The following is a 13,162-nucleotide window of genomic DNA, read 5'->3' on the forward strand; positions in this document are numbered from 1 at the left end:
GTCAGCCCTCGTAGCGTCCGACAAGGCGGACGAGCAGGCGCATGTGGAGCCCGGCCTCTGCAGGGTTGACACGCTCGACGATCAGGTCGTGTTCACGCTTGATGATCTCGTGCACGTACTCGAGCAGCGGCGTGGGGACGTACCCGAGGCGCCCTCCGTCCTGAGTCACGAGCAGTGCACGGTCGTCGACGGGGTTCTCGGGCTCGAACCGCAGTGACAGGCGATCTCCTGGCGCGAGGAGGTCGATGGCTCCGCGTTCTCCGGGCGTGAGGTGACGAACACCGTGCACGAGGAACGGCAGGCTCACGTCGCCACGCTGGGGCAACGGGGTGAGCTCGTACGTGTCGCCAGTTCGACCGCCACCGGAGACCGCGAGGACCTCGAACGGGCCGGCTTCGCGAGGTAGCCCAAGATGCTCAAGGGTCTCGAAGCGCTCAGGCCTGTGGGGATCGATCACCCGCTCCGCGAAGATCGGGAAGAGCGTCTGGCTCTGGTGGGTCTTCCCCATCGGAAGCCCCGGGAGCGGGCGCTTCGCGGTGGGGTCGTACGAGAACGTGTACGTCCCGCCGTCGAACGTCAACGTCCCCACGCGCGCGAACCGTCGCGTGGCCGGATCCTGGCGCGTTACGAGGAGCTGGTCAGTCTTCAGCAGTGTCGCCATCGCACAACCTCCTCCGGTTCTCAAGCACGACTCGCCTCATGAACGTAGACGCATCCACTGACAATCGTTCGCCTGGCGCTTCAAGTGTCGCTCTGATGCGCACCTCGTCCAGTGTGGCGACACCGTCCAACCAGCCGTATGCACCGGATCTGTGGACGGCGTCGAGCGCAAGATCTACCAGCAACTGCCGTGCGGGGGTGAACGGATTCGCCCTGCCGCGGCGAGCGAAGGCAATAGGGTCACGAACCGCGCGATTGGATGCCGTGAGTCCGGCGCCGAGCGCTGTGCCGTGATCGTACGTCGGCGCGAGGTGCCGAGCACCTTCGCCCGACTCCAGGAGCGCCCAGTTGCCCGGATGGCGATCGCTGTTACCGACGAGGGCGTCGAGGACGAGATAACCAGCGAAAACGCCGAACGCCGTGTACCCGCCGACGCCGGGCGGAGGTGCCACGTCCGCAAGAACGGTGCGCACGGACTCGAGCGTGTAGCCCCGATCGAGTCGCATCCGGCCAGCCGCTCCGTCCTCGGCCCCGCGCTCAGGCAGTCGAACGTAGCCGTCGACCTCCGGCAGGTACGTCCGTCCGGTGTTCAGGCTGTAACCCTCCGGAGCGACGTTCCTGGAGATCAGGCCAAGTTCACCGTCGCAGACCGCGTATCGACACTCCGCCGCCGGGATGCCGAGCGTCATGGCGAGCAGCGAGACCACAACTTCTGCGCAGTCCGTCAGCGCGTACTCGGAACCGTCACCTGTGGGTTGCCGAGACTTCCACAGCCAGTGCTCGTGTCGCGGCGAGTCGGCATCAGGAGCGACCCAGCGCTTGTTCGGGTCTCGTCCTCCGGGCTCGTCGCGGATGACAGCCCAGGCCGAGACGTCAGTCTCCGCCGCGGGGCGCCTGCCCTGGCTGGTCTCGCCGGCTGCAACCACACGCCCGAGGATACGGCCGCGCCTCGACCTCGCAGCGGAGCTGGTGCCTCCCCGGTGACCGGCCGCCGTCAGTACCGTCGGTGGTCCACCAGGCGGGTCCGCGGCCCCCGCCGTGGCGCGCTCGCGTGCCCGCGCGTCGTGATGAGCCGCACCACCCGGTGCCGGTGCGGCGCGTACGGGGCGAGGAGGGCCAGCATCCCGGCGTCGTCGGTGCGTTCGCCGGCGAGCGTCCAGCCCACCGCGCCCGGCAGGTTGAAGTCGCCGACGGAGACGGCGTCGGCGTCGCCGAAGGCCCGCTGCGCCACCTCGGCCGACGTCCACACGCCGACGCCGCGGACCGCCTCCAGGCGCGCCCGCGCGGCGGGCCCTGCCAGGAGCGCCGCCTCCTCGAGCCGGCCGGCCAGGCGGGCGCACGCGACCGCCGTCCGGGCCCGCCCGGCGTCGATGCCGGCGCGGTGCCAGTCCCAGCTCGGGATCGCGGCCCACTGCTGCGGCGTGGGCACCACGCGCATCCCGTCGGGCGCGGGCCCCGGAGCGGGCGAGCCGTACCGGGTCAGCAGCCAGCGCCAGGCCCGGTGCGCCGTCACCGACTGCACACGCTGCTCGAAGATCGCGGGGACGAGCGACTCCAGCACCCTCCCGGTGCGCGGCATGCGCATCCCTGCCGCGCGCAGGGCGGCGTCGCGGAGCACGGCGGGGTAGGTGAAGCCGGCGGCGTCGTCGTCCTCGCCGAGCAGCGCGGCGACGCCGTCGGCGGCCTCGCGGGCCCCCTCGCCCCACAGGTCGACGACGGCGGATCGCGGGCCCGCCTGCACGATCCGCTGCGTGACAGGCCCCGTGGCCAGCAGGGAGGTGCGCCACAGGACGCCGTCGGGCGTGCGGCGCACCGCGGGGTCGAACGGGCCGTGCCCGAGCTGTCCGAGCGTCAGCGCGACGTCGAGCGGGCGCGCCGACTCGTGACGCACCGTCAGCGGTGCGTCGAACCGGCCTGCCGTCCGCTGCACGGGCGGCTCAGTCGAAGAGCGTGCCGAGCTCCCACTGCGGCTCGGCCGCGGGGCGCTCCGTCGCCGGGCGTGCCCCGACGACCGCCGGCCGGCGGGCGGGCTCGGCCGCCGCCAGCTCCTCGGCGTCGGTGAGGAGCACCGACCCGACGTGGCCACGCCCGGCCGCCCAGTCCGCGGCGGCGAGGCCGGCGAGCTCGTCGGCGCGCTCGTTGAACGGGTTGCCCACGTGGCCGCGCACCCAGCGGAACCGCACGGGACCGCCGCGGCCCGCGATGGCGGCGTCGATCGCCTGCACGAGCTCGAGGTTCTTCACGGGGCTGCCGGACGCCGTCCGCCACCCCTTGCGCTTCCAGCCCTCCAGCCACTCCGAGGAGCAGCGGATGGCGTACTGCGAGTCCGACTCGATGAGCAGCGGCTCGTCGCCGGGGTGCGCCTCGACCGCCCGCAGCACCGCGGTGAGCTCGGCGACCTGGTTGGTGCCGCTGGCGGCGCCGCCCGAGTCGAAGCGGCCGCCCTCGTGGTCGATCCACGCCCAGCCGATCGCACCCCCGGGGTTGCGGAGGCACGAACCGTCGGTGCTCACGATGATCACGACCGCGATTCTGCCCCGGCCCACCGACACCGTCGAGCCCCGGGCGCACCCCGCGCGGCCCGGGGGCGGTCGACCGCCCGGTGAGCGGTTGGGGGCAGGCGAAACCTCCGGCGCCCGGCGGCCCGGAGAATCCTGGTCATGACCACCCCCACGCCCGCCGAGCGATCGGCCGGGCAGCACCCTGCCCGCCCCCGCACGCCCGCGGACATCCGCCGCTGGCGCCGCTACCTCGCCGACGAGCGCGCGGAGGCCGCCGTCTACCGCGACCTCGCGGGCCGTCGCACGGGCGAGGAGCGCGACATCCTGCTCGCGCTCGCGGCCGCGGAGGGCCGCCACGAGCAGCACTGGCTCGACCTGCTGGGCGACGACGTCGGCCGCCCGCTGCCCGGCGACCTGCGCACGCGCCTGCTGGGCTGGCTCGCCCGCCGGTTCGGCGGCGTCTTCGTCCTCGCGCTCGCCCAGCGGGCCGAGGCGCGCTCGGAGTACGCCGAGGAGGCCGACGCGACGGCCGCGATGGCCGCGGACGAGCAGATCCACGAGGAGGTCGTGCGCGGCCTCGCGACGCGCGGCCGCAACCGCCTGTCGGGCACGTTCCGCGCCGCGGTGTTCGGCGCGAACGACGGCCTCGTCTCCAACCTCGCGCTCGTCCTCGGCATCGGCGCGTCGGGCGCCTCGCAGCAGACCGTGCTGCTCACGGGCCTCGCGGGCCTGCTCGCGGGCGCGCTGTCCATGGGCGCGGGCGAGTTCATCTCGATCCGCTCGCAGCGCGAGCTCCTGGAGGCGTCCACGCCCGCGCCGTCGGCGGCGCGCGCCCTGCCGCACCTCGACGTCGACGCCAACGAGCTCGCGCTCGTCTACCGGGCCCGTGGCATGGCCGTCGACGACGCCCAGGCGCACGCCGACACCGTGCTCGCCCGCCTCGCGGCGGCGGGGACGACGTCGGGCGCGACGGAGGCCGACCTCCACGCGAGCCATGCGGCCGAGGAGGCGGCCGGCGTCGCGGGCGAGGACGACGACCTCGAGACGCACGGCACCGCGTGGGGCGCGGCCATCTCCAGCTTCTGCTTCTTTGCCTCGGGCGCCGTCATCCCGGTCGTCCCGTACCTGTTCGGGCTCCACGGGACGACGGCGGTCGTCGTCGCGTCCGCCCTCGTCGGCGTCGCGCTGCTCGCGACGGGTGCGGTCACGGGCCTGCTCTCGGGCACGTCGCCGCTGTCCCGGGCCGTGCGCCAGCTCGCGATCGGCTTCGGCGCGGCGGCGGTCACGTACGTGCTCGGCCTCGCCTTCGGCACCACGGTGTCCTGACCGGGAGGTCCGGACGCGACGATGCCCGCCCCGGCTCAGGCCGGGACGGGCATCGTCGTCTGGTGCGGCGGGCTCAGACCACCAGGCCCAGCAGCATCACCACGCCGCCGGCGACGACGGACAGGACGGTCTCCATGAGGGACCACGTCTTGAACGTCTGGCCGACGGTCATGCCGAAGTACTCCTTGACCAGCCAGAACCCGGCGTCGTTGACGTGCGACAGGAACACCGAGCCGGCGCCGATCACCAGCACCATGAGCGCCGCGTGCGTCGGGTCGAGGCCCGCCGCGATGGGCGCCATGATCCCGGCGGCGGTGATGGTGGCCACGGTCGCGGACCCGGTGGCGACGCGGATGAGCACCGCCACGAGCCAGCCCGCGAGCAGCGGGTCGAGGTGCGCGGACGTGATGCCGTCGGCGATGACCTGCCCGACGCCGGAGTCGACGAGCGTCTGCTTGAAGCCGCCGCCCGCGCCGACGATGAGCAGGATGCCCGCGATGGGCAGGAACGACGCCCCGACGAGGTCGGAGAGCTGGGCGCGCGTGCGCCCGACGCCGGTGCCGAACGCGAGCAGCGAGACCAGGGCGGTGACGAGCAGGGCCACGAGCGGCTCGCCGAGGAACTCGAACGCGCTGCCCACCGTCGTCGTCTCGGTGTGCGTGATCTCGAGGACCGCGCGGACGAGCATGAGCAGGACGGGCAGCAGCACGACGCCGATGGACACCCAGAAGGAGGGCCGGCGGCGCTCCTCGTCCGGGGCGGTGTCGGGGACGCCGAGCACCGTCGTCGGCGGGTCGAGGTGCACCCAGCGCACCAGGATCTTGGCGAGCACCGGGCCGGAGACGATGACGGTCGGGATCGCGACGAGCAGGCCGAGCCCGAGCGTGCGGCCCAGGTCCGCGTTCAGCGCGTCGATGGCGAGGAGCGGGCCGGGGTGCGGCGGCACGAGCCCGTGCAGGGCCGAGAGGCCGGCGAGCGCCGGGATGCCGACGAGGATGGGCGAGACCTTGGCGCGCCGCGCGACGAGCATCACGACGGGGATGAGCAGCACCACGCCGACCTCGAAGAACAGCGGGATGCCCACGATGAACGCGATGAACGCGAGCGCCCACGGCACCCGCTGGGCGGGCGTCCGCGCGAGGATCGTGTCGACGATCTGGTCCGCGCCGCCGGAGTCGATGAGCAGCTTGCCGATGATGGCGCCGAGCGCGATGAGCACGCCGACGCCGCCGACGGTGCTCCCGAGGCCGGTGGTGAACGAGCCGAACGCGTCGACGAGGTCGGTCCCGGCGACGACGGCGAGGACGCCGGAGCCGATGACGAGCGCGAGGAACGGGTGCAGCTTCGCCCACACGATGAGGGCGACGATGGCGACGATGCCGACGACGGCCGCGATCACGAGCCGCGTGGTGGACGCGGTCGGCTCGGCGGCGTCGGCGAGGCGCAGCCCGGCGGGGAGGGCTGCGGCGAGGGTCGTTGCGGGGGTGAGCATCAGTGCGTGTTCTCCGTGACGTCGGTGTCGTGGGGGTGTGGAGGTAGGCGAGGGCGGCGTCGACGAGCTGCTCGGGCCGCGCCGCGACGTCGAGCTCGATGCCGGGCTCGTCGTCGGCGAGGGGTTCGAGGATGGCGAGCTGGCTGGCGAGCATCTCGGGCTTCATGAAGTGCCCGGCGCGGCCCTGGATGCGTTCGCCCAGGAGCTCGGGGTGCCGGTCAGGTGCACGAAGTGCACGGGTCCGGCGTCGCGCAGCACGTCGCGGTAGGACTTCTTGAGCGCGCTGCACGGCACGACGGCCGCGTGCCCGGCGGCGTGCTGGGCGGCCAGCCAGTCGCGGATGGCGCGGAGCCAGGGCCAGCGGTCGTCGTCGGTCAGCGGGTGGCCGGCCGACATCTTGGCGACGTTGGCGGCCGAGTGGAACTCGTCGCCCTCGGCGAACGCGGCGCCGAGTCGACCGGCCAGCAGCGCTGCGACGGTGGTCTTGCCGGAGCCTGCGACGCCCATGACGACGACGAGGGGCGGCGGGAGGGGGGCGACGTCGATGTCCACCCGACGAGTATGGAGTATTGGTAGCACCTTTCGCAACCAATGGTAATACCTAATGTGTGCCACGTACCCTGAGGCTGTGCCCGCCGACGTCCTCCACACCACCGTCCTCGACGCCCTCGGTCGTCGCATCACGGGCGGTGACCTGCGTGAAGGCTCCGTGCTGACGCTCGACGCGATCAGCCAGGAGTTCGGCGTCTCCCGCACCGTGGCCCGCGAGGTCATGCGGCTGCTCGAGGGCTACGGCCTCGTCCGCCCGCGTCGTCGGGTCGGGCTCGTCGTCCTGCCCATGTCCGCCTGGCAGGTGCTCAGCCCCACCGTCATCGGCTGGCGCCTCCAGGGCGACGGCCGCGTCGACCAGCTCCGCTCGCTCACCGAGCTGCGCCACGCCGTCGAGCCGCTCGCCGCGGCCGGCGCCGCCCGCCACGCGACCGACGAGCAGCGTGCCGAGCTCGTCGCCGTCGCGGCCCGCCTGCGCGCGCTCGGAGACGCCGGGGAGGGCGACCACGCGGAGTTCCTCGCCGCCGACGTCGCGATGCACGAGCTGCTGCTGTGCGCCAGCGGCAACGAGCTGTTCGGCGCGCTGTCCGGCGTCGTCGCCGCCGTCCTGTCGGGCCGCACCAGCCTCGGCCTCATGCCCGCGTCGCCGCACCCCGTCGCGCTCGACGCGCACGAGGCGGTCGCTCGCGCCGTCGCCGCCGGCGACGCCGAGGGCGCCCGCCGCGCGATGGCCGTCGTCGTCGACGAGGTCCAGCAGGCCCTCGACGCCGTCTGACGCCGTAGGGGCGCCGTCTGACGCCGTCGAGCCGCCGACGCCGCCGGGTGGGCGACGCGGCCCCTACCGCTTGCGCAGGTCCGGCAGCGCCGCGAGCGCCAGCGCCGCGCACGCCCACCCGGCGATCATCGCCACGAGGAACCCGGCCTCCGACCCGCCCGCGTCGATGCGCGTGCCCGCGAGCCACGACCCGAGCGCCGCCCCGGAGCCGCTCGCGGTGCCGATCCAGGCCAGGCCCTCGGTCAGGCGGTTCGACGGCACGAGCGCCTGCACCATCGCGTTGCCGTTGACGAGGGTGGGCGCGATGGCCAGGCCGGTCAGCGACATGGCGACCGCGAGCGCCACCTTCGAGTGCGCGGTGAGGAACAACGACACGCCCGCCGCGATCACGGCGGTGCCGACCACGAACCGCGTCGAGAGCCGCGAGCGCCAGTGGACCGCCCCGTAGGCCAGGCCCGAGACGAGCGACCCGAGCGCGAACGCCGCGAGCACCACGCCGGCCATGCCGCGCGCGCCCTGCTCGGTCGCGAACGCGACCGTGGACACGTCGACGGCGCCGAAGATCGTGCCCATCGCGAGGAACACGACGGCGAGCACGGGCATGCCGGGCACGAGGATCGCGGGCCGCTGCCGGGTCCCCGGCGCGACGGGGGCGGCACCGACGATGGCGCCGTCGTCGCCGCGCGTGACCACCTCGATGGCCGCGGTGTCCGGGGAGGGCTCGGACGGACGCCGTACGGGCGGCTCCGTGCGGCGCTGCACCAGGAACGCGAGCCCGCCGACGAGGCCCGCGACCGCGGCGACCACGAGGCCGCCGGACGAGACCACGGCCGTGGCGAGCACGGTCGCCACGATGGGGCCGACGATGAACACGAGCTCGTCCACGGACGCCTCGAGCGAGAACGCCGTGTGGAGCTGGCGCGGCTCGCGCACCGCGTGCGTCCAGCGGGCGCGCACGTACGCGCCGTACGAGCCCTGCGTCCCGCCCGCGACCACCGCGAGCAGCCACAGCGTCCACTCCGGGGCGTGCGACGTGGCCGCCGCGACGAGGCCCAGCAGGCCCGCCGTCGTCACGAGCAGCAGGGGGAGCAGGACGCGGCGCTGCCCCGCCCGGTCCACGAACCGGGCGACCTGCGGCGCGCCGACCGCCTGCGCGACCACGAGCACGGCCGACACGCGGCCCGCCACGGCGTACGACCCGGTGGACGTCTGCACCATGAGCACCGTGCCGATGGCGACCATCGCGTTGGGGAGCCGGGCGAGCCCGCCTGCTGCGGAGAAGGCTGCTGCGCCGGGGACCCGGAGCACGTCGAGGTACGGGTTGCGGCTCACCGGCCGATTCTCTCAGCCGGACCGGGGGGTCCTCGGGGTACGGTACCCGGCATGACGCATCCGACGGCCTCCGCTGACCAGTCGCCGGTGTGTGTCGTCGTGCGGCTCCCCGAGCAGTCGCGGTACGAGGCGCACCACCCGGAGTCCGACCGCGTCATGGGCTGGCTCAACTTCCGCGTCGAGGGCGACGTCGTCGTCATCCCCCAGACCGTCACGGTGCCCGAGTTCCGTGGGCGCGGTGTCGCGGCCATGCTCGCCCGACAGGCGCTCGAGGACGCCATCGACGACGGCAAGAAGGTCGACGCCCTGTGCTGGTACGTGGCCGAGTTCATCGAGCGCAACCCGCGCTACTACTCGCTCCAGGTCTGACGACGCGGCGGCGACGGCGCGGCGCGCGGAGTTGGCCCGTGCGCGCCCCGCACGCCACGATGGGCGCATGACCGAGGTCCGCCCGCACGTCACCGTCACCGTCACCGACGACCCCGCCCGCTCCGTCTTCGTCGCCACGCTCGACGACGGCACCGTCGCGGGCGGCGCGTACTACCACCGGCTCGGTGGCACCGTGATCTTCACGCACACCGAGGTGGACCCCGCGTTCGAGGGCCAGGGGATCGGCTCGCGCCTCGCCGCGGGAGCCCTCGGGCTCGTGCGCGCGGCCGGCGGGAAGGTCGTCCCGCTGTGCCCCTTCGTCCGGGGCTGGATGGCCAAGCATCCCGAGCACGACGACCTCCTCAAGACGTTCACCGATTTCGGCACCCGCACGGGCGGCCCCGGCGCAGGCGGGCCCGCCGCGCCCGCCGCCGGTAAGCCCGCGCCCGCCGCGGGGGAGTGACCGGATGCGCGTGGATCGTGCCGACGTCGTCGTCGTCGGCGGGGGGCCGCCGGGCTGAGCGCGGCGCTCGCGGCCGTCGAGACGTTCGCCGCCGAGGGACGCGACGACGCCGTCGTCGCCCTCGTCTCGAAGGTCTACCCGATGCGCTCGCACACGGTCGCGGCCGAGGGCGGGGCGGCGGGCGTCGTCCCCGGCGGGGCGGACACCGCCGAGCAGCACGTCGCGGACACGCTCCGGGGCGGCGCGGGCCTGGGCCACGACGACGCCGTCCGGTTCGTCGTGGACCGCGCGCCCGCGGAGCTCGCCCGCCTGGAGCGGCTCGGCATGCCGTGGTCGCGCACCGCGGACGGCGACCCGGCGGTCCGCCGGTTCGGCGGCATGACCAACCCGCGCACGTGGTTCGCCGCCGACAAGACCGGCTTCCACCTGCTGCACACCCTCTTCCAGACGACGCTGCGCGAGCCGTCGATCCGCCGCTACGACGAGCACGTGGTCCTCGACCTGCTGCTCTCGGACGCCCCGTCGTCGGACGCCCCGTCGTCCGGCGCGAGCCGCCCGTCGTCCGGTGCGGGGTCGCAGAGCCCCGCGGACGCGAGCCGCGCCGCCCGCGGCGTCGTCGCCTACGACCAGCAGCGCGGCGAGCCCGTGACGATCCTCGCGGCCGCCGTCGTCCTCGCGACGGGCGGCTATGCCCGTGCCTGGGGCACGTCCACCAACGCGGGCATCGTCACGGGCGACGGCCTGTCGATGGCGCTGCGCGCGGGCCTGCCGCTGCGCGACCTCGAGATGGTCCAGGTCCACCCCACGTGCCTGCCGGGCAGCGGCATCCTCATCACCGAGGCGGCCCGCGGCGAGGGCGGCGTGCTGGTCGACGCCGCGGGCGAGCGCTACCTCGCCGACTACGGGCTCGGCCCGGTCACGCCCGTCGGCGAGCCCGCCGCGCGGCAGATGGAGCTCGGCCCGCGCGACAAGCTCTCCCAGGCGTTCTGGCACGCCGACCGCGCCGGCCGCACGATCCCCACGCGCGACGGCGGCGTCGTCCACCTCGACCTGCGCCACCTCGGCAAGGCCGTCATCGACGAGCGTCTGCCCCTCGTCGCGGGCCTCGCGCGGCGCTTCGGGGGCGTCGACCCGGTCCGCGAACCGATCCCCGTCCGACCGGCCGCCCACTACACGATGGGCGGCATCGTCACGACGGCTCACGGTCAGGTGCTCGACGCCGCGGGCGCCCCCGTCGCCGGCCTGTTCGCCGCGGGCGAGTGCGCGAGCACCGGCCTGCACGGCGCGAACCGCCTGGGCTCGAACTCCCTCGTCGAGACCCTCGTGGTCGGCCGCGCCGCCGGCACGCTGGCGGCCGCGCCGTCGTCGCCGTCCGAGCCCCTGTCGTCGTCCGGGCCCCCGTCGACCGCCGCGCGCCCGGCGTCGTCCGCGCCTCCGTCGTCCGCCGTGCCGTCATCGCAGTCGCAGGACCCCGGCGAGGCCGCCCTCGTCGACCGCGCCCGCGCCCGCGCCGAGCACTGGCTCGCGATGCGCGGCCGCGGCACCGAGTCGCCCGCCGAGATCCGCCGCGAGCTGGGCACCGTCCTCGACGCCGAGGTCGGCATCTTCCGCGACGCGGACGGACTGGCCCGCGCCGCGGCCACCCTCGAGGACCTGCACGCCCGCTACCAGGACGTCCGCGTCGCCGACACGGCCGCCGTCTTCAACACCGACTGGAGCCAGGTGCTCGAGCTCGGCGCGATGCTCGCGGTCGCGCGCGGCGCGGTCGCCGCCGCCATCGGGCGCACGGAGTCCCGCGGCGCCCACCAGCGCCTCGACCACCCGCACACCGACGACGTCGCCCGGCACTCCCTGGTGACCCTGGACGCGGCCGGCGCCGTCGAGGTGCGCTGGCAGCCGGTCGACGCCGCGGTGTCGGCGGCGGCCGCCGCGACGCCCGGGAAGGACCACCGATGACCGACCAGACCCTGCGCGTCACCGTGACCCGGCAGGAGCCGGGCGAGGAGCCGCGCGACGAGACCTTCGACGTCCCGTTCGACGACCGCACCTCGGTGCTCGACGCCCTCGACTGGATCAAGGACCACAGCGCGCCGTCGCTGACGTTCCGCTGGTCGTGCCGCTCGGGCGTGTGCGGCTCGTGCGGCGTCATGGTCAACGGCCGCCCGGTGCTCGGCTGCGAGACGACGGTCGCGGGCTACCGCACGTCGGGCCTCACGGTCGGCCCCATGGCCCACGCCACGGTGCAGCGCGACCTCGCCGTCGACACCGACGAGTTCCTCGCCAAGCTGCGCGGCGTCTCCCCGTGGATGCTGCCGACCCCGCCGGTCCTCCAGCCCGCCGGGGCCCCGGGCCCGCACCCGTCGCCGGACGCGGAGTCGCAGGACCCGTCGGCCGTCCCGTCCTTGGACGTCCTCGCCGTCCACAGTCAGACCCCCGGCCAGGTCGAGGCCTACAGGGGCCTCTCCCAGTGCATCGACTGCATGCTCTGCTACGCGGCCTGCCCCGTCCTCGACGACGTCGCCGGCTTCACGGGCCCGGCCGCCGTCGCGACGGCGCGCCGCTGGGACCTCGACTCGCGCGACGACGGCAACGAGACCCGCTTCCTCGCCCTCGCCGAGAACGAGGAGGGCATCTGGCCCTGCACCCAGGTCGGCGCCTGCACGCGCGCCTGCCCGAAGGGCGTCGACCCGGCCAAGGCGATCCGCGACTACCAGCGCGAGGCGCTGGGCTGACGGCCCGGCCCGCCCCGGTCTGGACGCGCCCCGAGACAGGGGCACCCCGATCGGAACGTGGTTTCCGGATCGGAACGTGGCTTCCGGTGCACGTTCCGATCCAAAACACACGCTCCGATCGCCGGCGATGTGGTGGGCTGGCCCCATGCCTGACGCCGCGACGCTCCTCGCCGCCTACGACGCCCAGCTCCGCACCGACGCCGAGACCCCGTCGGCCCTCGCCGTGACCCGGGTCGGCCCGCTCCGCCTCGTCACCTTCGCGGGCGGTCGCGGCTTCGTCACGTACCGCACGCTCGACGACGCCGACGGCACCCCCGTCGACGCCGTCCGGGTCCGCGAGCTCGTCGCCGCCGCCGCTGACCACTTCCGCGCCGACCCCGCGTTCGCCCAGGCGGAGTGGAAGACGCGCGGCCACGACCACGCGCCGGGCCTGCACGATGCCCTGCTGGAGCACGGCTTCGAGCCCGAGGAGCAGGAGTCGATCATGCTCGGCGAGGCCGCGGGCCTGGTCGCCGACGTCCCGCTGCCCGCGGGCGTCACGCTGCGCCGGGTCACCGAGGAGGCCGACGTGCGCGCCATGGCCCGCATGGTCGACGAGGTGTTCGGCGACCCGCGCGACGTCGAGCCGATCCTGGCCCGCCTCCGGAACGAGTCCGCCCGCGAGGACGGCATGCAGGTCTGGGTCGCGGAGGCCGACGGCGTGATCGTCAGCGCGGGCCGTCTCGAGCCGGTCCCGAGCACGGAGTTCGCCGGCATCTGGGGCGGCGCGACGCGCCCCGAGTGGCGCGGCCAGGGCATCTACCGCGCGCTGACGTCGGCCCGCGCCCGCGAGGCGCTGCGCCTGGGCCGCCGCTACCTCCACAGCGACTCGACGGAGTACTCCCGCCCGATCCTGGAGCGCAGCGGCCTGCTGAGAGCATCGACGACGACCCCCTACGTCTGGCACCGCTGAGCCGGGCGCCG

Annotated in this window: 13 protein-coding genes and 1 pseudogene; 7 read left to right on the forward strand and 7 right to left on the reverse strand. The window is 74.7% G+C overall.

What is annotated here, in order from left to right:
- Position 1: 1 nt before the first annotated feature.
- From ET471_RS06135 to ET471_RS06150, 4 genes are all read right to left on the reverse strand, one after another.
- Positions 2–661 carry an HIRAN domain-containing protein gene (locus ET471_RS06135; protein ID WP_129187064.1) on the reverse strand — a complete coding sequence of 220 codons (660 nt, stop codon included), beginning with the start codon at positions 659–661 and terminating at the stop codon, positions 2–4.
- Complete coding sequence (locus ET471_RS06140) at positions 639–1,586, reverse strand: hypothetical protein (protein WP_129187065.1); 948 nt, start codon at positions 1,584–1,586, stop codon at positions 639–641. Before ET471_RS06140 ends, ET471_RS06135 begins: the two co-directional genes overlap by 23 nt.
- 68 nt (positions 1,587–1,654) lie before the next feature.
- Positions 1,655–2,590 (reverse strand): DNA-3-methyladenine glycosylase family protein, encoded by a 936-nt coding sequence (locus ET471_RS06145; RefSeq protein ID WP_242496442.1) that lies wholly within the window; start codon positions 2,588–2,590, stop codon positions 1,655–1,657.
- Positions 2,591–2,597: 7 nt separating this feature from the next.
- Positions 2,598–3,182: a ribonuclease H family protein gene (locus ET471_RS06150; protein ID WP_129187066.1), complete on the reverse strand. Its 585-nt coding sequence runs from the start codon at positions 3,180–3,182 to the stop codon at positions 2,598–2,600.
- Positions 3,183–3,320: 138 nt separating this feature from the next.
- On the opposite strand from ET471_RS06150, the gene ET471_RS06155 reads away from it, so the two are divergent.
- The gene (locus tag ET471_RS06155; RefSeq protein WP_129187067.1) at positions 3,321–4,487 is read left to right on the forward strand and encodes a VIT1/CCC1 transporter family protein; all 1,167 of its coding nucleotides are present in this window, start codon (positions 3,321–3,323) and stop codon (positions 4,485–4,487) included.
- Between the two features lie 73 nt (positions 4,488–4,560).
- On the opposite strand, the gene ET471_RS06160 is transcribed toward ET471_RS06155, so the two are convergent.
- Both ET471_RS06160 and ET471_RS06165 read right to left on the reverse strand, forming a co-directional pair.
- Positions 4,561–5,979: a GntT/GntP/DsdX family permease gene (locus tag ET471_RS06160; RefSeq protein WP_129187068.1), complete on the reverse strand. Its 1,419-nt coding sequence runs from the start codon at positions 5,977–5,979 to the stop codon at positions 4,561–4,563.
- A 40-nt stretch (positions 5,980–6,019) separates the two neighbouring features.
- Positions 6,020–6,486: pseudogene (locus ET471_RS06165) on the reverse strand (gluconokinase); the annotation flags it as partial.
- Positions 6,487–6,607: 121 nt separating this feature from the next.
- Here ET471_RS06165 and ET471_RS06170 point away from each other — a divergent pair.
- On the forward strand, positions 6,608–7,303 hold the full coding sequence (locus tag ET471_RS06170) for a FadR/GntR family transcriptional regulator (protein WP_242496443.1): 696 nt from the start codon (positions 6,608–6,610) through the stop codon (positions 7,301–7,303).
- Positions 7,304–7,366: 63 nt separating this feature from the next.
- Here ET471_RS06170 and ET471_RS06175 read toward each other — a convergent pair whose 3' ends face one another.
- Positions 7,367–8,635, reverse strand: a complete 1,269-nt coding sequence (locus ET471_RS06175; RefSeq protein WP_129187070.1) for an MFS transporter — start codon at positions 8,633–8,635, stop codon at positions 7,367–7,369.
- Between the two features lie 51 nt (positions 8,636–8,686).
- On the opposite strand from ET471_RS06175, the gene ET471_RS06180 reads away from it, so the two are divergent.
- The 5 genes from ET471_RS06180 (at position 8,687) to ET471_RS06200 (ending at position 13,151) form a co-directional block, all read left to right on the forward strand.
- A complete protein-coding gene (locus ET471_RS06180; protein WP_129187071.1) occupies positions 8,687–9,004 on the forward strand; it encodes a GNAT family N-acetyltransferase in 318 nt (105 codons plus the stop codon).
- Positions 9,005–9,071: 67 nt separating this feature from the next.
- On the forward strand, positions 9,072–9,467 hold the full coding sequence (locus ET471_RS06185) for a GNAT family N-acetyltransferase (RefSeq protein ID WP_129187072.1): 396 nt from the start codon (positions 9,072–9,074) through the stop codon (positions 9,465–9,467).
- Between the two features lie 54 nt (positions 9,468–9,521).
- The gene (locus tag ET471_RS06190) at positions 9,522–11,423 is read left to right on the forward strand and encodes an FAD-binding protein (RefSeq protein ID WP_242496507.1); all 1,902 of its coding nucleotides are present in this window, start codon (positions 9,522–9,524) and stop codon (positions 11,421–11,423) included.
- Positions 11,420–12,199, forward strand: coding sequence for a succinate dehydrogenase/fumarate reductase iron-sulfur subunit (locus ET471_RS06195; protein WP_129187074.1), 780 nt, complete (start codon positions 11,420–11,422; stop codon positions 12,197–12,199). Before ET471_RS06190 ends, ET471_RS06195 begins: the two co-directional genes overlap by 4 nt.
- Positions 12,200–12,344: 145 nt before the next feature.
- Positions 12,345–13,151: a GNAT family N-acetyltransferase gene (locus ET471_RS06200; protein WP_129187075.1), complete on the forward strand. Its 807-nt coding sequence runs from the start codon at positions 12,345–12,347 to the stop codon at positions 13,149–13,151.
- The last annotated feature ends 11 nt before the right edge of the window (positions 13,152–13,162 follow it).

The sequence above is a fragment of the Xylanimonas protaetiae genome, from assembly GCF_004135385.1.
In the GTDB taxonomy this organism is placed as follows: Bacteria; Actinomycetota; Actinomycetes; order Actinomycetales; family Cellulomonadaceae; genus Xylanimonas; species Xylanimonas protaetiae.

What these genes read in the sequence shown, in the direction of transcription:
- ET471_RS06160 (WP_129187068.1), bottom strand. Translation starts at nt 5,979, where the DNA reads ATGCTCACCCCCGCAACGACCCTCGCCGCAGCCCTCCCCGCCGGGCTG.
- ET471_RS06185 (WP_129187072.1), top strand. Translation starts at nt 9,072, where the DNA reads ATGACCGAGGTCCGCCCGCACGTCACCGTCACCGTCACCGACGACCCC.
- ET471_RS06200 (WP_129187075.1), top strand. Translation starts at nt 12,345, where the DNA reads ATGCCTGACGCCGCGACGCTCCTCGCCGCCTACGACGCCCAGCTCCGC.
- ET471_RS06195 (WP_129187074.1), top strand. Translation starts at nt 11,420, where the DNA reads ATGACCGACCAGACCCTGCGCGTCACCGTGACCCGGCAGGAGCCGGGC.
- ET471_RS06135 (WP_129187064.1), bottom strand. Translation starts at nt 661, where the DNA reads ATGGCGACACTGCTGAAGACTGACCAGCTCCTCGTAACGCGCCAGGAT.
- ET471_RS06180 (WP_129187071.1), top strand. Translation starts at nt 8,687, where the DNA reads ATGACGCATCCGACGGCCTCCGCTGACCAGTCGCCGGTGTGTGTCGTC.
- ET471_RS06155 (WP_129187067.1), top strand. Translation starts at nt 3,321, where the DNA reads ATGACCACCCCCACGCCCGCCGAGCGATCGGCCGGGCAGCACCCTGCC.